We start from the raw sequence: 16,717 nt of genomic DNA on the forward strand, positions 1-16,717 counted from the left end.
GGATCAAAGCTCCGTGCGCGTGAACCGCCAGGGCAGCACCCCGGTCTCCAGTCGGTGCCTTCCCCCGGGCGCGCCGCCTGACGCGTGCTCCTCGTCACCCTCCCAGAGGAAGATCTGCCCCTCGGGCACCTCAAGCAGCTGTGTCGTGAACAGCGCCGCGTGCTCCTGCAACCGGGCCTGCGCGAGCAGCGCGGCCGCACTGTCCCACCCCGTGAGGGACTGGAGCGTCACCCACGTCGGCGGGAAGAGCACGATCCCCCCGTCAGCATGGCGCACCAGCGCCTCCTCCGGTGTCATCCACAGCGTCTCGACAACCTCGTCAGCCGCAGGAACCAGCTCGCCGCCCGGGTCGGGCGCGACGAAGAACCAGGTGCGGATCCGCACGGGCACGTGAGCAGGCGGATGCCACCGCGACAGCGCGACGCTTTCGGTCAGATCGAGCCCGACTTCCTCCTGCGTCTCCCGCACGGCTGCTCTGCGCGCCGATTCCCGCTCCTCGCGAAGCGGGTCTCCGGCCACCACCCGGTCGCCCGGCTCGACCTTGCCACCAGGGAACACCCATCCGCTCGCAAAGGAACCACTATCCGGGCGGCGCAGCATGAGGGCCTCCGGGCCGCGCGCGGAATCCCGCAGGATGACCGCGGTGCCGGCGATCGGCAGCTCGAGTTCCGCACCCACGACGAGACGCTCCGCGCTCAGTCGCCCGCAGCGTCGTCGATCGCGCGCTCCAGGCGCTCGATCTTGCCGTCGAGCTCTCCCGTAAAGCCCGGACGGATATCCGCCTTCAGGACCAGCGAGACGCGCGAGCCGAAACGCCCGACCTCATCGGTGGCGCGCTTGACGACATCCATGACTGCATCCCACTCCCCCTCGATCTCGGTGAACATGCTGGTCGTCCGGTGGGGCAGGCCGGAGTCGCGGACAACGCGGACGGCTGCGGCGACCGCATCATGCACGGAGCCGTCTTCGCGGCCCGTACCGGAGGGAGCGACAGAGAATGCGACGAGCATGATGCGGCCTTTCAGACGACGGAGACGGATGCTACGACTCTAACCACCGCTCCCCGCGATCCCGGCTCAGCGGAAAACTCGACTGATCGAAGCGCCCACCTGAGACGCCTGCATCCAGAGGGCGAAGCGCATTGCCGGACGCATGATCCATCCCGTCGCGACGCGCAGAGGGCTGCGCGAGCGCTGCCCGGTGAGCTCCCACGCGAATGTGATCGTCACCTGAGCTCCCCCCGCCGCCGGCTCGAGCGTGAGCGCAACCAGACGCGTGTTGAGATCAGGACGCTCGGGATAGTGGAATCGCCACTCCACCCGAGAGCGCTCCCCCCACGCCTCGAGCTCAACCTGCTGCTGCTCGAGGCCCGGGCCGAGGCGGAGCTCTTTTCCATCGGGCGTGCGCGTCCTCGTGCGTGCCGCCCAGGGGCCGCTCCCGGCGGATTCGATCGCGGCGATGTTGAGATCCCATTCCGGAAGGCGCGCAGGGTCTGCGACAAGAGCCCACACCTCCGAAACGGATGCGGGGATGAAGGCCTGCGACGTTCGCGCGATCGCGCGATCCGTGCGCGTGAAGCGCACCTCCTCCGACCTCACGTCCGTGGCACCCGCGAGACGATCCCGCACCTCAGCCACCGTCACACCCAGTCGCGCGAGGATCTGCTCCACTCGACCGCTGGGCTCCTCCAGGAGCGCGCTGAGCACTGCCGAGGCACCCCCATCTCCCGCACTGACCTTGTCGAGAACGCGCATCGCGCGATCGCTCCACTCATAGCCGCCGGTCTCGTGGAACACGATGCGCCGTTCGGTCCCATCCATGACCTCGACGCCCAGCATCCCGAGCTCCGCCTGGCGCTGCTGGGCAACGGCCTCGCGCAGGGCCGTGAGCGAGACCCCGAGCCCGCGCAGCACCTGTCCCGCAGGCTGCTCGCTGAGACTCAGCGCCATGAGCAGGTGCTCCAGGTCGGCGATGCGCTCGCCGGTTCGAGAGGCCTCCTCCATCGCCGCGAGGGAGAGTTGATGACTGGTCACGACCATGCGGGCAGGCTTGCTCATGCGTTCCTCCGGGGAATGTCGATGTTCTGGTCAATGCGCTTCGCGTACTTCTTGTGCGCCGCTTGACGCGTCACGCCGAGCGCATCCGCGATCTGCTGCCAGCTCATTCCGGCGCGCAGCGCCGCTTCGACCTGGCGCAGTTCGAGCACATCGGCGAGCACCCGCAAGGAGGCGATAGCGCGAAGCCCCGCCCGGGGGTCGCTCGTGTCGGCGGCGACGGCAGTGATCTGAGGCGATTCCATACTGTCAACCTACGTTGCTTACGGGAGGGCGTCAACCTTGGTTGCTAGCGATTCTCCGGCCTCTCCTGCAGCATCCGCCGCACGCTCACGGCGAGCAGCACCACCAACAGCGCATTGCGCACCGAGAGCACCAGAATCGGGCCCCACTCCGCGCGCAGCAGACCGTCGTAGGTGAGCGGATAGACGACACATGTCAGCGCGCAGAGCGCCAGGACGAGAACCGCCGGAGCGAGCGCCCGACGCCGATCCCACACGATCCAGAGGACCACCGGAGCGAGCAGCCACGTCTGGAACTGCGGAGAACCGACCTTGTTGCACACGATCAGCGCCGTCGTCAGCGCCAGAACCAGGGGTGGCAGCTGTCGCGCGACGGATGCTCCACCACGAACCCGCCACGCGGCGAGCGCGAGCAGCCCTGCAACGCCGAGCACGAGAAGGGGCGTCAAAAGAGACGAAACCTGGTCGACACCGCGCGCGGACACCTGAAAGGTGAGGATGTCGAAGTCATAGGCGATGATCGCCAACCCCGCTGCGGCCATCCAGAGGAACGGCGTCGCTGCAACGGCCTCGACCTGCAGCCCGCGGTCGCCCTGTTCCGTGAGGAACCCGAACAGGTGCGCCCCGCCGCCGGCGAACACGACGGCGAGCGCGACGAGCACGCTGACGCCGGCGCCGATGATCAACAGGGTGAGGCGCTGTCGCAGCAGCACCGCTCCCGCAGCGATCAGCACGCCGGGCCAGATCTTGATCCAGGCGCCGACAGTGAGCAGCACTGCCGCCACGCGCGGACGCCGGACCAGCCAGAGCGCACCGAGCACCCCCAGCGGAACGGTTACCGCATCGATGCGATAGAGCGCGATCGGGCCGAGTGCGAGCAGCGCGACACCCCAGAAGGCTGCCGCCCACAGGCGGGATCGAGCATGCCCCCGCCCGAGCAGGAGGACGAAGGCGATGACGTCGAGGATCGTGACGAGAACGATCCAGGCGACCAGGTACGAGGACGCGCCTCCCGTGAGCGGTGCGATGACGGCGGCGATCCCCTGCGCGGCGAGCATCGGCAGCAGGGCGAGTTGCGGATAGACCCACGAGACATCGACACCCACGATCGCGCCTCCGCCGAGCGCATCGCGCGACCAGGGGTCGTAGACGAGCACCACATCGCCCATGGGCTGGCTCGGATACACCCAGCCCATCCACGCCACGAGCACATGGACCAGCAGGAAGGCGGTGACGAAGATCGGGGCGATCGGCGACACCGCCCGAACTTTACTCATGCGCGCAGCATCCGCGCGATGATCGACGGCAGCGCCTCCGCGACATCGAGCGCGACGATCGGATGCCCGGGAGCGGCGTCCTCCACCCCCGCGGCGAAGGCCGCGGCATGACCGTGCAGCCAGGCAGCCGCCGCTGCGGCATCCGCGAGCGGAGCCTCCGGGTTCGCCGCAATCAGGGCACCGATCATGCCCGCGAGGACATCCCCCGTGCCGGCGACCGCCAGCCACGAGGTCGGACTCTGCACGACGCGGACACCCCCGGCAGGATCCGCGATCACCGTCTCTGCCCCTTTGAGCAGCACGGTGGCGTCGAGTTCGTGTGCCGCCTCGGCTGCGCGACGCCAGGAATCCTCCTCATCGGAGAGCCCCAGGAGAGCAGCGAGTCGGGCGAACTCCCCCGCGTGCGGCGTGACCACCACAGGAGACGCGGCACCGATCGCGAGATCCAGGGCACCCGCGTCCACGACCACCGGCGTCGACTCCTGCAGCAGCGCGCGCAGCTCCTGCTCTTCGTGCGGTGTTCGCGCGCCCGCATCCGTCCCCGATCCGATCACCCACGCGCCCACACGCCCCTCGACGAGCACGGTCTCGGGCCTGCGCGCCAGAACCAGCGCCGACGGCAGGGAATCGCCGACGTACCGCACGAGTCCCGCTCCGGCGCGCCACGCGCCCTCCACGCCGAGAATCGCCGCCCCCGGATAACGCGCAGAACCCGTGCGCAGCCCCACGACGCCACGCGAATACTTGTCGTCTTCGGCGAGCGGAGCCCGCACGAATCGTGCCGTATCGGCTGCAGACCAGACGTGCGCAGTAACCATTCCCCCACGGTAGTCGTGACAGCCCGTGACGCACGATGCCCACCTGCTCACCACCCACCGTTACGGTCGAAGAATGAGCGCGCTCTTCACCCCCTTGACCCTTCGTGCCGTGACCTTTCCCAATCGCGCGTGGGTCTCACCGATGTGCATGTACAGCGCCGTCGACGGTGTTCCGCAGATCTGGCACCTCACGCACCTCACGCAGTTCGCCTCCGGCGGCGCAGGACTCATCGTCGCCGAGGCGACCGCGGTGACTCCGGAGGGCCGCATCTCGCCCCGTGACACGGGGCTGTGGAACGACACTCAGCGCGACGCCTGGGCGCCCATCGTGGCCGAGGTGCACGCCCGCGGCGCGAAGATCGGCGTGCAGCTCGCACACGCCGGGCGCAAGGCGTCAACGTGGTGGCCGTTCGCGTCCCAGCACGGGTCCGTCCCGGCGTCGGAGGGAGGATGGACGACCGTCGCGCCGTCCGCCGTGGCATTCGAGGGCTTTGCAGAACCTGCCGCGCTGGATACGGCAGGGATCGCAGGGGTGGTCGCGGCATTCCGCGCTGCCGCCCGCCGCGCTCTCGACGCAGGATTCGATGTTCTGGAGCTGCACGGTGCGCACGGGTACCTGCTGCATCAGTTCCTCTCACCGCTCAGCAACCGGCGCACCGACGACTACGGCGGATCGCTCGAGAATCGCGCACGGCTGCTGCTGGAGGTTCTCGATGCCGTACGCGCTGAGGCGGGCGAGGACGTGCCGATCCTCGTCCGCATCTCGGCAACCGACCACGCCGAGGGCGGCTTCACTCCCGACGAGGCCACTCTCGTCGCGGCGTGGACCCTCGCTCACGGCGCCGACTTCATCGATGTCTCCAGCGGCGGACTCGTCGCCCACCAGCAGATCGCCCTCGGGCCGGGCTACCAGGTCCCCCTCGCCCGTCAGGTGCGCCGCGAAGGACGCACTCCGGTCTCCGCTGTGGGTCTCATCACAAGCGCCGCGCACGCCGAGCAGGTTCTCGTCGACGGAGATGCGGATGCTGTCTTCCTCGGCCGCGAATGGCTCCGCGATCCGCATTTCGCGCTGCGCGCCGCGCATGAGCTCGGCGTAGAGATCACCTGGCCCGATCAGTACCTGCGCGCACGCTGGCGCTGACCGCCGACACGAAGGCGCCCACCCGGATGATCCGGGTGGGCGCCTTCTCCGTGGCTCTCGAATCACCGACCGTGGCCGCGACGCGTCGCGTCCTGCACCTCTCCGACGAGCTCCTCGATGATGTCCTCAAGGAACAGCACAGCCGTCGTGCGGCCCTCGCTGTTGCGCACGCGCGCAAGGTGGCGTCCCTTGCGGCGCATGAGCGCGAGGGCGTCCTCGAGATCCGTGTCCTCCTGCACCGGCACCATGTGGTGGATGCGCTTGGCCGGAATGGGCTGCGTCGAGGTGGTCGCGTCGTTCGACGGATCCATCGCGCGCAGCACATCCTTGAGGTGGACGTAGCCGGTCGGCTCGCCGTCTTCGACGAGCACGTAGCGCGAGAAGCCGTGCTTCGCGACTGCACGCTCGATGTCACCCGGCGTCGCGCCTTCCGGCAGCGTGACGAGGTCAGCGAGCGGTACCGCGATGTCACGCGCCTTCTTGACCGTGAACTCCACGACGGCACTCACGGTTCCTGCGGAATCATCCAACACGCCTTCACGCTGGGATTGCGTCACGATCGTCGCGACCTCCCCGAGCGTGAACGCCGAGGCGACCTCGTTCTTCGGCTCGACCCGGAACAGGCGGAGCACACCGTTCGCGATCGAGTTGAGCGCCCAGATGATCGGGTGGAAGACCCGCGAGACCCACACCAGCGGCGGCGCGAGCAGCAGCACAGCGCGGTCGGGCAGCGAGAACGCGAGGTTCTTCGGCACCATCTCGCCGAACACGACGTGCAGGAACGAGACGATGATGAGCGCGATTGCGAATGCGATCACGTCCACGGCTCCGGAGGGAAGCCCCGTCGCGTACAGCGGCACCGCCAGCAAGTGGTGGATCGCCGGCTCCGACACGTTCAGAATCAGCAGCGAGCACACCGTGATGCCCAGTTGCGAGGTCGCGAGCATGAGCGTCGCGTGCTCCATCGCGAACAGCGCGGTCTTCGCCGCACGCGATCCGCGCTCGGCGCGCGGTTCGATCTGCGAGCGTCGCGCTGAGATCACCGCGAACTCCGCGGCGACGAAGAAGGCGTTCGCCGCGAGCAGCACGAAGAGCCAGAGAAGGCCCACCCAATCGTTCATCGGGACACCTCCTCTTCGCCGTCCGCGACCGGCGAGGGAGTGAACCTCAGACGCTGGATGCGACGGCCGTCCATATGCACGACCGTGAGGGTACCGCCGGGCGTCTCCACCACATCACCGGTCACGGGAACACGTTCGAGGACGCTCATGACATAGCCGCCCACGGTGTCGTAGACATCTCCTTCAGGGACCACGACGCCCGTGCGGCTGAGCAGCTCATCCGGACGCAGCTCCGCGGGGAAGCTCAGCGAATCCTGCGAGCGCACAATGCCCGCACGACTGCGGTCGTGCTCGTCGAGAACCTCGCCGACGATCTCTTCCACGAGGTCTTCCAGAGTCACCACACCCGCAGTGCCCCCGTACTCGTCGATGACGATCGCCATCTGGTAGCCGCGGTTGCGGATCTCGGCGAGAAGCGCATCCAGATGCACTGTCTCCGGCACGCGCAGCGGCTCGGTCGCCAGCGCCGCGGCCGGAACATCCGCCCGACGTTCCCGCGGCACCGACACGGCGGCCTTGAGGTGCACCACGCCCATGATGTCGTCGAGCGAGTCTTCGTAGACCGGAAAGCGGCTGTGACCGGTGCGCATGGCGAGCTGGATCACATCGTCGGCGGAATCGCCTGCGGACAGGGCGTGCATGCTCGGCCGAGCGGTCATCACGTCGCCTGCGGTCAGGCGAGAGAACGTGAGGCTGCGGTCGAGCAGGGTCGCGGTATCGGCTTCGAGCATTCCGGCGATCGCGGAACGACGCACAAGAGAGGAGAGCTCCTCTGCCGTACGCGCACCCGAGAGCTCCTCCTTGGGCTCGATGCCCATCGAGCGGATCACAGCGTTCGCGCTGCCGTTCAATCCCAGGATCGCCGGCTTGAACACGGTCGTGAAGAGCGTCTGGAACGGGATCACGAGCTTGGCCGTCGCCAGCGGCAGGGCGAGCGCGAAGTTCTTCGGCACGAGTTCACCGAGAATCATCGACAGCACGGTCGCTGTCGTCATCGACACCACGACCGCGATCGGAGAGACCGCGGCTTCCGCGATCCCCCAGCCCGTCAGCACTGGGCGCAGGAGATTCGAGAGCGCCGGCTCCATCGTGTAACCGGTGAGCAGCGTCGTCAGCGTGATTCCGAGTTGCGCAGAGGACAGGTGCGTAGAGGTGATCTTCAATGCGGCGATCGTCATCGCAAGCCGCGTCTCACCCCGAGCCTGTCGCGCTTCGAGGTCAGCCCGGTCCAGGTTCACCAGCGCGAATTCGCTGGCGACGAAGAGGCCGGTACCAACCGTGAGCAGAAGCCCCACGCCCAACATGATGTAGTCCATCAGTGCATCCCCTCCGAAGAGCGGGCTGGGCAGTGGGGCAACGTATTACAAGAGGGAGGGTCGTCCATAGTGACGACGATTCTACCCAGATCCCATGAGCATCCTCTGGTCTCACGGGAGACCAATAATTACACAGGCCCTTCTCACCCGATTCGTGCGTTCTCCCGGCCTCAGACGCCACGGATACCCAGTAGGCTTGAAGGCCGAGCGTGACAGATCTCGGGAACCGCCCGAGACAGATCCGCAGACATCTTCAACGATGAAGCCAAGATGAAAGAGGGCGATCGAGCGTGTCGAGCCAGGCGTCAGGCGTCGGAACTTCTGGTGACGGAGAATTCGGAGCCAATTCTTGGCTCGTAGAGGAGCTCTACGAGCAGTTCAAGGTGGACCGGAACGCCGTCGACAAAGAGTGGTGGCCGATCCTCGAGAGCTACGCGTCGCAGACCAGCGGCTCCTCCGCGGCCCCCATCACCCACCCGGTGACGGCCCCCATCCCCGTGATCGGCACCCAGCCTGTCGCGCGCACCACCGCGAAGCCCGCTGCGCCCGCTCCCGTGCCGGCGCAGGCACCCAATCCTCCGAAGACCGATCAGGCCGACGTCCAGACCGACGATGACACCGTCACGCCGCTGCGCGGGATGAACAAGACGCTCGCGGCGAACATGGACCAGTCCCTCACCGTCCCCACCGCGACCAGCGTGCGCACGATCCCGGCGAAGCTGATGATCGACAACCGCATCGTCATCAACAACCACATGGCGCGCACCCGCGGCGGCAAGATCAGCTTCACGCACCTGATCGGCTGGGCGATCATCCAGTCGCTCAAGGAGTTCCCCAGCCAGAACGTGTTCTACGCCGAGGTCGACGGCAAGCCCTCCGTCGTCGCCCCTGCGCACGTCAACCTCGGCATCGCGATCGACATCCCGAAGCCCGACGGCACCCGTGCCCTCATGGTTCCGAGCATCAAGCGCGCCGAGTCGATGACCTTCACCGACTACCTCTCCGCATACGAAGACCTGGTCACGCGCGCCCGCAACAACAAGCTGGCCGCAGGCGACTTCCAGGGCACGACGATCTCGCTCACCAACCCGGGCGGCATCGGCACCGTGCACTCCGTGCCGCGCCTCATGAACGGTCAGGGCTGCATCGTCGGCGCCGGCGCGCTCGAGTACCCGGCCGAGTTCCAGGGATCCAGCGACAAGACGCTGAACGACCTCGGCATCGGCAAGACGATCACCCTCACCAGCACCTACGATCACCGCGTGATCCAGGGCGCCGGCTCCGGGGAGTTCCTCAAGAAGGTGCACGAGCGCCTGATCGGCCAGCGCGACTTCTACGAAGACATCTTCGCGGCGCTGCGCATCCCCTACGCTCCGATCCGCTGGGCCAACGACATCGCTGTTGACGTCGCCGAGCGCGTCGACAAGACGACGCGCGTGCAGGAGCTCATCAACTCCTTCCGCGTCCGCGGTCACCTCATGGCCGACATCGACCCGCTCGAGTACGTCCAGCGCTCGCACCCCGATCTCGAGATCGAGTCCCACGGTCTGACCTTCTGGGACCTTGACCGCGAGTTCGTCACGAACGGCTTCGGCGGCAAGCGCGTCATGAAGCTCCGCGACATCCTCGGTGTGCTGCGTGACTCCTACTGCCGCACGCTCGGCATCGAGTACATGCACATCCAGGACCCCGAGCAGCGTCGCTGGTTCCAGGAGAAGGTCGAAGTCAAGTACCAGAAGCCCGGTCACGACGACCAGCTCCGCGTCCTGCGCAAGCTCAACGAGGCCGAGGCGTTCGAGACCTTCCTGCAGACGAAGTTCGTCGGACAGAAGCGCTTCTCGCTTGAGGGCGGCGAGTCCCTTATCCCGCTGCTGGACGAGATCCTGCAGGGTGCTGCATCCGCCGGTCTCGATGGTGCCACGATCGGAATGGCCCACCGCGGTCGCTTGAACGTGCTGACCAACATCGCGGGCAAGACCTACGGTCAGGTGTTCCGGGAGTTCGAGGGCACGACCGCACCGGGCAACCAGCGCGGCTCGGGCGATGTGAAGTACCACCTCGGCACCGAGGGCACCTTCGTGTCCGACGACAAGACCGAGCTTCCCGTGTACCTCGCCGCCAACCCGTCACATCTGGAGACCGTCGACGGCGTACTCGAGGGCATCACCCGTGCGAAGCAGGATCGCAAGCCGATCGGATCGTTCACATGGCTGCCGATCCTCGTCCACGGTGACGCCGCGTTCGCCGGACAGGGTGTCGTCGTCGAGACCCTCCAGATGTCGCAGCTGCGCGCTTTCCGCACCGGCGGCACCGTGCACGTCGTCGTCAACAACCAGGTCGGCTTCACCACGACGCCCACCGATGCGCGCACCTCGGTGTACGCGACCGACGTCGCGAAGACCATCCAGGCGCCGATCTTCCACGTGAACGGTGACGACCCCGAGGCCGTCATCCACGTCGCGCAGCTCGCGTTCGATTACCGCGAGCGCTTCCACGCAGACGTCGTGATCGACCTCGTCTGCTACCGCCGCCGCGGTCACAACGAGGGCGACGACCCGTCGATGACGCAGCCGCTCATGACCGACCTCATCCAGGCGAAGCGCTCCGTGCGCCGCCTGTACACCGAGGCGCTCGTCGGTCGTGGCGACATCACAGAAGAAGAGTACGAAGCGGCGAAGGCCGACTTCCAGAACCGTCTGGAGATCGCGTTCGCGGAGACGCACGCCGCCGAGACCGGTGCCACCCCGGTCGTCAACGGCGCCGCCGCTGTCGAGCAGGTTGGCGTCCCCGAGACCACGGGCGTCTCGCTCGAGGTCGTGCACCTCATCGGTGACGCGCACGCGAACAAGCCCGAAGGCTTCACCGTGCACAACAAGCTGCAGCAGCAGCTCGACAAGCGCTACGACATGAGCCGCAACGGCAACATCGACTGGGGCTTCGGCGAGCTTCTCGCCTTCGGCTCGCTCCTCGTCGAGGGCACGCCCGTGCGCATGTCGGGTCAGGATGCTCGTCGCGGCACCTTCGTGCAGCGCCACGCCGTCCTCCACGACCGCGCGAACGGCCAGGAGTGGCTGCCGCTGGCGAACCTCTCCGAGAAGCAGGGTCGATTCTGGATCTACGACGCACTGCTCAGCGAGTACGCGACCATGGGCTTCGAGTACGGCTACTCGGTCGAGGCTCCTGAGGCGCTTGTTCTCTGGGAGGCGCAGTTCGGCGACTTCGTCAACGGTGCCCAGTCGGTCGTGGATGAGTACATCTCCTCTGCCGAGCAGAAGTGGGGACAGCAGTCCAGCGTCGTGCTCCTGCTGCCGCACGGCTACGAGGGCCAGGGGCCAGACCACTCCTCCGCGCGTATCGAGCGCTTCCTGCAGCTGTGTGCGCAGGACAACATGACGGTCGCGCGTCCGTCCACGCCGGCGTCGTACTTCCATCTGCTGCGCCGTCAGGCGTACGCCCGCCCCCGCAAGCCGCTCATCGTGTTCACGCCGAAGGCGATGCTTCGTCTGCGCGGCGCGACGAGTGCGGTGGAAGAGTTCACGCAGGGCCGCTTCGAGCTGGTGATCGACGATGACCGCAACCTTGACCGCTCGGCAGTGAAGCGGGTCCTCTTCCACTCGGGCAAGGTCCACTGGGATCTGCGCGCTGAGCTCGAGAAGAACCCCAACCCCGAGATCGCCCTCGTGCGCGTCGAGCAGCTGTACCCGACGCCGCTGGCTGAACTCAAGGCGATCGCCGACACCTACCCGAACGCGGAGATCTTCTGGGTTCAGGAAGAGCCGGAGAACCAGGGCGCGTGGCCGTTCCTGGCGCTGGAGTTCCAGACGGTCGAAGGACCGCGCACGGTGCGTCCGATCGCCCGGGCCGCGTCGGCGTCGCCGTCGACGGGCTCGTCGAAGGTGCACGCGGTCGAGCAGGCCGACCTGCTCCGCCGTGCGCTGACGCTGGGCTAGTCAGACATACGACGAAGGAGGGACCGGATGCATCCGGTCCCTCCTTCGTCGTATCCGGCGGTTTCGGTTCCCCGCCGGGCTCAGAACCAGATCGCGAGATGCGGCATCCGGTCCGCGCGCAACGCGCCACTGAGGGCGTCGATGCGCGATGCATCACCGTGCACGCGTCCGGCGTCGGCGAGCCGTGTCAGCGCCACGCCCCCGAGGCTGGCCGCAGAGAGCTCAGCGATACCGAGAGTGATGTCGGCGGCCGCCTCCGGTGCAGCCTCTGCTGTGGCGCGCTCCCCCGCGACGGCCTTCAGCCGCCAGGTTCCCGCGGCCAGATCCAGCGGGTCCGTCACCGTCACGACGACATCGACATCGGTCGCGAACGTGCGCGCCGACAGCACGGCAGGCACATCGAGAATGCGCAGCCATCCGTGGTCATGCACGGACTGCTCGACGCCGCGTTGGTCGGCGACCAGCAACGGCAGCGGGTCGTCGACGGGCCGCAGCTCAGCGGTTACGAGGCTCACGAGGTCGTGCTGCACGGCGAAACGCCAGAGCGCACGGAGCGCGTCCGGCGTCTCGGCGGTGAGGTGTCGCACGGACAGCTCAATGCCCTCGCCCTGTCCTGCCTCAGCCAGAGTGTAGGCCAGGACGCCCCGGGTCGTGCCGTCGTCGTCGATGTGGCGGACGCCGCGCACGGACGATGCCTTGGTGTCGTTCGGCGCGAGCCCCGCCATTCGCTCCCAGCGTGCCGGCCAGCCCGCGATCTGCCCGGCGCGCTGCAGACGCGCACGCTCGTGTATCGCGCCCAGATCGGAGGCCAAGCGCGGGCGCTCGATGTATTCGATGCGCCCTGCCGTCGCCGAGCCTCGCCATCCGGCACGACGTGTCTTCACGCGCACGCGCATGACAGGAACAGCAACCGCGAAACCGTAGCGCTCGTAGAGGGTCGCCTCTGAAGCGGTGAGCCCGGCGATCGGCACTCCCGCCGCCGCCGCCGCGCGCAGCTCGCCTTCGAGCATGGCACGGGCGATCCCCATGCGCCGGTGCGTGCCGGAGACGGTCACGGCGCTGATCGCCCACATGTCGATCTCTCCGCCCGGGACCGTGAGCGGACTCACCCAGGAGTTCACGGTGGCGACGGGGAGGTCCGTGCGTGCGGCGCCCGCGGGGAACACCCCGGTGTTGCGACGTGCCGAGATCGTGGCGCGCTCGAACTCGAGCAGTTCATCGTTGGGCTCCGGATCGAGGAATCCCCTCGTCTCGGCGCGAAGGAATGCGTCCGCGGCCGTCGAGTCCTCGGTGTCGATCAGGCGGTACGTCAGCCCGATCGCTTCCAGGCGCTGCGCAGAAACGGTGTCAACGGGGATCTCACGTGCGTCGAGCGAGCTCATGCATTCAGACTACGACGCCGCGATCCGGCGCGGGGGCGTGTGACCTAGTGTGCGTCCTGCTGCGCCGCCCGCAGACGTGCGAGAACCTGGTCGCGCAGCTCCTCAGGAGCCGTCTCCTTGCAGGCACGCGACACGACCTCGGTCAGTGTGCGGGCGACGAGTGCCTCACCCTGGCAGGTGGCGCAGTTCTCCAGGTGCTCGCGGATCTCCGTGTGCTCGGTCTTGCAGACTTCATTCCGCAAGTACTCTTCGAGATCGCGGCGCGCTTTCTCGCATCCGCAGTCGGTCATTTCTTGCTCCCTGTTCCGGCCGCGGCGATTCCTCGCTCTGCGGCATAATCTGCCAGCATCTCCCGCAGCATCCGCCTGCCCCGATGCAGTCGGCTCATCACGGTTCCGATGGGCGTCTTCATGATGTCGGCGATCTCCTGATAGGCGAAGCCCTCGACGTCGGCGAGGTACACCGCCAGTCGGAAATCCTCCGGGACAGCCTGCAGCGCGTCTTTCACGACGGATGCCGGCATGTGATCGATCGCTTCCGCCTCGGCCGAACGACTGTGCGACGCCGTGGTGGACTCCGCACCGCCCAGCTGCCAGTCCTCGAGCTCGTCGATCGTGCCCTGGTACGGCTCTCGCTGCTTCTTGCGATAGATGTTGATGTAGGTGTTGGTGAGGATGCGGTACAGCCACGCCTTGAGGTTCGTGCCCTGCGTGAAGCTCGCCCACGAGGCGAACGCCTTCACGAAGGTCTCCTGCACCAGATCAGCCGCATCAGCGGGGTTGCGCGTCATGCGCATCGCCGCCGCGTACAGCTGATCCATGTACGGGATCGCCTGCTCTTCGAACTCTCGCTGCGGGTCGCCAGCGCCGTCGATCGCGGCGGGCGCGTCGGTGAAATCTGCCTGCTCGTCCATTGCGGCCCAGTCTAGGCCGTCGATCGTCTCGGCGACGGGGTCCAGCATGGCGATCATGTCGACTCTTTCGGCTCTGGCAACGCTCTTCAGTAGGGTAGAAACCGATGAGCGCTCAGAACTATTCCCCGACCTCTTCCCCGACCAGCACGGGGCGCTACCTCGCGCCGGTCGCAGAGGGTGCGATGTCGAGTCTGCTGAGCGTGCCGGGGTCGAAATCGCTCACCAATCGCGAGCTCGTCCTCGCGGCGATCGCCGACGGACCAGGACGCCTTCTCGCGCCGCTGCACTCCGATGATTCCGCACGCATGGTCGACGCGCTGCGCGCACTGGGTGTGGGAATCGAAGAGACGGATGCCACGGGCCCGTTCGGCCCTGATCTGCTCGTGACACCCGCCCGACTGAAGGGCGGCGCGACGATCGACTGCGGGCAGGCGGGCACCGTCATGCGCTTCATCGCCCCCCTCGCCGGTCTGGCACAGGGCGACGTCGTCCTCACCGCACATGAGACTGCTCTGCATCGCCCCATGGGCGCGATGATCCACGCTCTGCGTGATCTGGGTGTCGACGTCGACGATGAAGGCAGCTGGTCGCTGCCATTCACGATTCGCGGCCGTGGGCACATCCGCGGCGGCCGCGTCGAGATCGACGCCTCGCTGTCGAGCCAGTTCGTCTCGGGCCTGCTCCTCGCCGCTCCGCGCTTCGATGTCGGCCTGCACCTCGTCCACAAGGGCGAGCACCTTCCGAGCCTCCCGCACATCGACATGACGATTGAGTCGCTGAGCCGTCGCGGCATCCACATCGAGCGCCCTGCTGCGGGCGAGTGGCTCGTCGAAGGCGGCACTCCGCGGTCCAAGGACCTGCCGATCGAACCCGACCTCTCGAATGCCGCCCCCTTCCTGGCTGCGGCCCTCGTGGCGGGAGGCGAGGTCTCGGTCTCGGGCTGGCCGGCGCACTCGACTCAGCCCGGTGCGCTGCTTCCGGATCTGCTGACGCTGCTCGGCGCTCGCGTCAGTCGGCGCAGCGGCGTGCTCACCGTCCGCGGTGGCTCCGCCATCCACGGTGTCGACCTCGATCTGTCCGCTGCCGGCGAGCTGGCACCGACCTTCGTCGGTCTCGCCGCGTTCGCGGACGGCCCGACCACGATCCGGGGCATCGGCCACATCCGCCTTCACGAGACCGACCGCATCGCGGCCCTCATCGGCAACCTGCGCACTCTGGGTGGCATCGTCGAAGAGCTGCCCGATGGTCTGCGGATCACCCCCGCCCCGCTGCACGGCGGCCCCTGGCCCGCACACCACGACCACCGGATGGCGACGACCGGCGCTCTCGTCGGACTGCGCGTTCCGGGTGTCGAGATCGATGACATCGGCACAACGGCCAAGACGCTGCCCGAGTTCGTGCAGCTGTGGGAGCGGATGCTCGCGGGTGACCACGGAGGCGCCGACGCGTGAGCTGGCTCGACGGCGACGAAGACGACGACTTCGACGAATTCGACGACGAAGCCCGCTTCAAGGTGCGCCCAAACCCCAAGGCCAACCGTCCGCGTACGAAGCGGCGGCCTGCGCACGAGAACGCGGAGATCGGCCGAGTCCTTGGTGTCGACCGCGGACGCTACGCCGTACTCGTCGGCGAGAACACCCCGGACGAGCACACCATCACCGCCGCCCGCGCCCGCGAGCTGCGGCGCACGCCGATCGTGACGGGCGACCTGGCTCGCGTCGTCGGCGACACCTCGGGTGACGAGGGCACGCTCGGACGCATCGTGGGCATCGTGGAGCGCTCATCGCTGCTCCGGCGCAGCGCAGACGACACCGATCAGGTCGAGCGCGTCATCGTCGCCAACGCCGACCAGATGCTCATCGTGGTCGCAGCGGCCGACCCGGAACCCCGTGAGCGCTTGGTCGATCGCTATCTCGTGGCAGCGCTGGACGCCGGCATCCGTCCTCTACTCGTCGTGACGAAGACCGATCTCGCGGATCCGTCCGCATTCCTGTCGCATTTCGACGGTCTGGACCTGCAGGTGTTCACGAGCGCACGCGACGTGATGCCGTTGGATGAGATCGGCGCGGCCCTCGTCGGTCACTCCACGGTCTTCGTCGGCCACTCGGGCGTGGGCAAGTCGACGCTCGTCAACGCGCTCGTCCCCTCCGCGCAGCGGGCCACAGGACACGTGAACCAGGTGACCGGCCGCGGACGACACACGTCCTCGTCGACCGTCTCTCTCCGCTATCGCTCGACAGAGGGCTCCGGCTGGGTCATCGATACACCCGGTGTGCGTTCGTTCGGACTCGGACACGTGAACCCGGAGAACATCCTCGCCGCGTTCACGGAACTCGCCAAGATCGCGGAGGACTGCCCGCGCGGCTGCACGCATCTGCCGGATGCCGCAGACTGCGCCCTCAACGACGCGCTGGCCAACGGCGAGCTGGGCGAGACGGGAGCGGCGCGCCTGGATTCGGTGCAGCGGCTGCTGCAGACCTTCGGAGACCGGCGCTGAGCGACC

15 protein-coding genes are annotated in these 16,717 nt (G+C 67.6%); 4 read left to right on the plus strand and 11 right to left on the minus strand.

The features are described 5' to 3' along the window. Nucleotides 1-3: 3 nt before the first annotated feature. The 6 genes from AC1REM_RS13955 to AC1REM_RS13980 form a co-directional block, all read right to left on the minus strand. A complete protein-coding gene (locus tag AC1REM_RS13955) occupies nucleotides 4-678 on the minus strand; it encodes an NUDIX hydrolase (protein WP_492515146.1) in 675 nt (224 codons plus the stop codon). 17 nt (nucleotides 679-695) lie between these two features. Then, nucleotides 696-1,010, minus strand: coding sequence for a thiamine-binding protein (locus AC1REM_RS13960; RefSeq protein WP_492515147.1), 315 nt, complete (start codon nucleotides 1,008-1,010; stop codon nucleotides 696-698). 66 nt (nucleotides 1,011-1,076) lie between these two features. Next, the gene (locus AC1REM_RS13965; RefSeq protein WP_492515148.1) at nucleotides 1,077-2,057 is read right to left on the minus strand and encodes an SRPBCC family protein; all 981 of its coding nucleotides are present in this window, start codon (nucleotides 2,055-2,057) and stop codon (nucleotides 1,077-1,079) included. After that, nucleotides 2,054-2,299, minus strand: coding sequence for a hypothetical protein (locus AC1REM_RS13970; protein WP_492515149.1), 246 nt, complete (start codon nucleotides 2,297-2,299; stop codon nucleotides 2,054-2,056). The genes AC1REM_RS13965 and AC1REM_RS13970 overlap by 4 nt, the downstream gene beginning before the upstream one ends. A gap of 44 nt (nucleotides 2,300-2,343) precedes the next feature. Continuing rightward, complete coding sequence (locus tag AC1REM_RS13975) at nucleotides 2,344-3,573, minus strand: hypothetical protein (RefSeq protein WP_492515150.1); 1,230 nt, start codon at nucleotides 3,571-3,573, stop codon at nucleotides 2,344-2,346. Continuing rightward, the gene (locus AC1REM_RS13980) at nucleotides 3,570-4,391 is read right to left on the minus strand and encodes an NAD(P)H-hydrate dehydratase (protein ID WP_492515151.1); all 822 of its coding nucleotides are present in this window, start codon (nucleotides 4,389-4,391) and stop codon (nucleotides 3,570-3,572) included. The genes AC1REM_RS13975 and AC1REM_RS13980 overlap by 4 nt, the downstream gene beginning before the upstream one ends. Before the next feature lie 73 nt (nucleotides 4,392-4,464). Between AC1REM_RS13980 and AC1REM_RS13985 the strand changes: the two genes are divergently transcribed. Further along, on the plus strand, nucleotides 4,465-5,532 hold the full coding sequence (locus AC1REM_RS13985; protein ID WP_492515152.1) for an NADH:flavin oxidoreductase/NADH oxidase: 1,068 nt from the start codon (nucleotides 4,465-4,467) through the stop codon (nucleotides 5,530-5,532). A gap of 62 nt (nucleotides 5,533-5,594) precedes the next feature. On the opposite strand, the gene AC1REM_RS13990 is transcribed toward AC1REM_RS13985, so the two are convergent. Together AC1REM_RS13990 and AC1REM_RS13995 are read right to left on the minus strand one after the other, a co-directional pair. Continuing rightward, nucleotides 5,595-6,653, minus strand: coding sequence for a hemolysin family protein (locus tag AC1REM_RS13990; protein WP_492515153.1), 1,059 nt, complete (start codon nucleotides 6,651-6,653; stop codon nucleotides 5,595-5,597). Then, entirely contained in the window at nucleotides 6,650-7,969 is a 1,320-nt protein-coding gene (locus AC1REM_RS13995) for a hemolysin family protein (protein WP_492515154.1), read from the minus strand. Before AC1REM_RS13995 ends, AC1REM_RS13990 begins: the two co-directional genes overlap by 4 nt. Nucleotides 7,970-8,259: 290 nt before the next feature. On the opposite strand from AC1REM_RS13995, the gene AC1REM_RS14000 reads away from it, so the two are divergent. After that, nucleotides 8,260-11,919 carry a multifunctional oxoglutarate decarboxylase/oxoglutarate dehydrogenase thiamine pyrophosphate-binding subunit/dihydrolipoyllysine-residue succinyltransferase subunit gene (locus tag AC1REM_RS14000; RefSeq protein ID WP_492515155.1) on the plus strand — a complete coding sequence of 1,220 codons (3,660 nt, stop codon included), beginning with the start codon at nucleotides 8,260-8,262 and terminating at the stop codon, nucleotides 11,917-11,919. Between the two features lie 80 nt (nucleotides 11,920-11,999). Here AC1REM_RS14000 and AC1REM_RS14005 read toward each other — a convergent pair whose 3' ends face one another. Genes AC1REM_RS14005 through AC1REM_RS14015 form a run of 3 tightly spaced genes read right to left on the minus strand, consistent with a single transcriptional unit; the run spans nucleotide 12,000 to nucleotide 14,271 of the window. After that, nucleotides 12,000-13,301: a GNAT family N-acetyltransferase gene (locus AC1REM_RS14005; protein ID WP_492515156.1), complete on the minus strand. Its 1,302-nt coding sequence runs from the start codon at nucleotides 13,299-13,301 to the stop codon at nucleotides 12,000-12,002. 44 nt (nucleotides 13,302-13,345) lie between these two features. Continuing rightward, the gene (locus AC1REM_RS14010) at nucleotides 13,346-13,591 is read right to left on the minus strand and encodes a zf-HC2 domain-containing protein (RefSeq protein WP_492515157.1); all 246 of its coding nucleotides are present in this window, start codon (nucleotides 13,589-13,591) and stop codon (nucleotides 13,346-13,348) included. After that, nucleotides 13,588-14,271 carry a sigma-70 family RNA polymerase sigma factor gene (locus tag AC1REM_RS14015; RefSeq protein WP_492515158.1) on the minus strand — a complete coding sequence of 228 codons (684 nt, stop codon included), beginning with the start codon at nucleotides 14,269-14,271 and terminating at the stop codon, nucleotides 13,588-13,590. Before AC1REM_RS14015 ends, AC1REM_RS14010 begins: the two co-directional genes overlap by 4 nt. 47 nt (nucleotides 14,272-14,318) lie before the next feature. On the opposite strand from AC1REM_RS14015, the gene aroA reads away from it, so the two are divergent. Together aroA and rsgA are read left to right on the plus strand one after the other, a co-directional pair. After that, the gene (gene aroA / locus AC1REM_RS14020; RefSeq protein WP_492515159.1) at nucleotides 14,319-15,665 is read left to right on the plus strand and encodes a 3-phosphoshikimate 1-carboxyvinyltransferase; all 1,347 of its coding nucleotides are present in this window, start codon (nucleotides 14,319-14,321) and stop codon (nucleotides 15,663-15,665) included. Next, complete coding sequence (gene rsgA / locus AC1REM_RS14025; RefSeq protein WP_492515160.1) at nucleotides 15,662-16,711, plus strand: ribosome small subunit-dependent GTPase A; 1,050 nt, start codon at nucleotides 15,662-15,664, stop codon at nucleotides 16,709-16,711. Before aroA ends, rsgA begins: the two co-directional genes overlap by 4 nt. Nucleotides 16,712-16,717 lie beyond the last annotated feature (6 nt).

The sequence above is a fragment of the Microbacterium sp. GW823-FHT02G05 genome (genome assembly GCF_058797175.1).

Bases quoted from the DNA above. Each gene is read 5' to 3' on its own strand.
- AC1REM_RS14010 (WP_492515157.1), bottom strand. From the start codon at position 13,591: ATGACCGACTGCGGATGCGAGAAAGCGCGCCGCGATCTCGAAGAGTAC.
- AC1REM_RS13990 (WP_492515153.1), bottom strand. From the start codon at position 6,653: ATGAACGATTGGGTGGGCCTTCTCTGGCTCTTCGTGCTGCTCGCGGCG.
- AC1REM_RS13985 (WP_492515152.1), top strand. From the start codon at position 4,465: ATGAGCGCGCTCTTCACCCCCTTGACCCTTCGTGCCGTGACCTTTCCC.
- AC1REM_RS13975 (WP_492515150.1), bottom strand. From the start codon at position 3,573: ATGAGTAAAGTTCGGGCGGTGTCGCCGATCGCCCCGATCTTCGTCACC.
- AC1REM_RS13965 (WP_492515148.1), bottom strand. From the start codon at position 2,057: ATGAGCAAGCCTGCCCGCATGGTCGTGACCAGTCATCAACTCTCCCTC.
- AC1REM_RS14005 (WP_492515156.1), bottom strand. From the start codon at position 13,301: ATGAGCTCGCTCGACGCACGTGAGATCCCCGTTGACACCGTTTCTGCG.
- AC1REM_RS13970 (WP_492515149.1), bottom strand. From the start codon at position 2,299: ATGGAATCGCCTCAGATCACTGCCGTCGCCGCCGACACGAGCGACCCC.
- AC1REM_RS13995 (WP_492515154.1), bottom strand. From the start codon at position 7,969: ATGGACTACATCATGTTGGGCGTGGGGCTTCTGCTCACGGTTGGTACC.
- aroA (WP_492515159.1), top strand. From the start codon at position 14,319: ATGAGCGCTCAGAACTATTCCCCGACCTCTTCCCCGACCAGCACGGGG.
- AC1REM_RS13980 (WP_492515151.1), bottom strand. From the start codon at position 4,391: ATGGTTACTGCGCACGTCTGGTCTGCAGCCGATACGGCACGATTCGTG.
- AC1REM_RS14015 (WP_492515158.1), bottom strand. From the start codon at position 14,271: ATGATCGCCATGCTGGACCCCGTCGCCGAGACGATCGACGGCCTAGAC.
- AC1REM_RS13960 (WP_492515147.1), bottom strand. From the start codon at position 1,010: ATGCTCGTCGCATTCTCTGTCGCTCCCTCCGGTACGGGCCGCGAAGAC.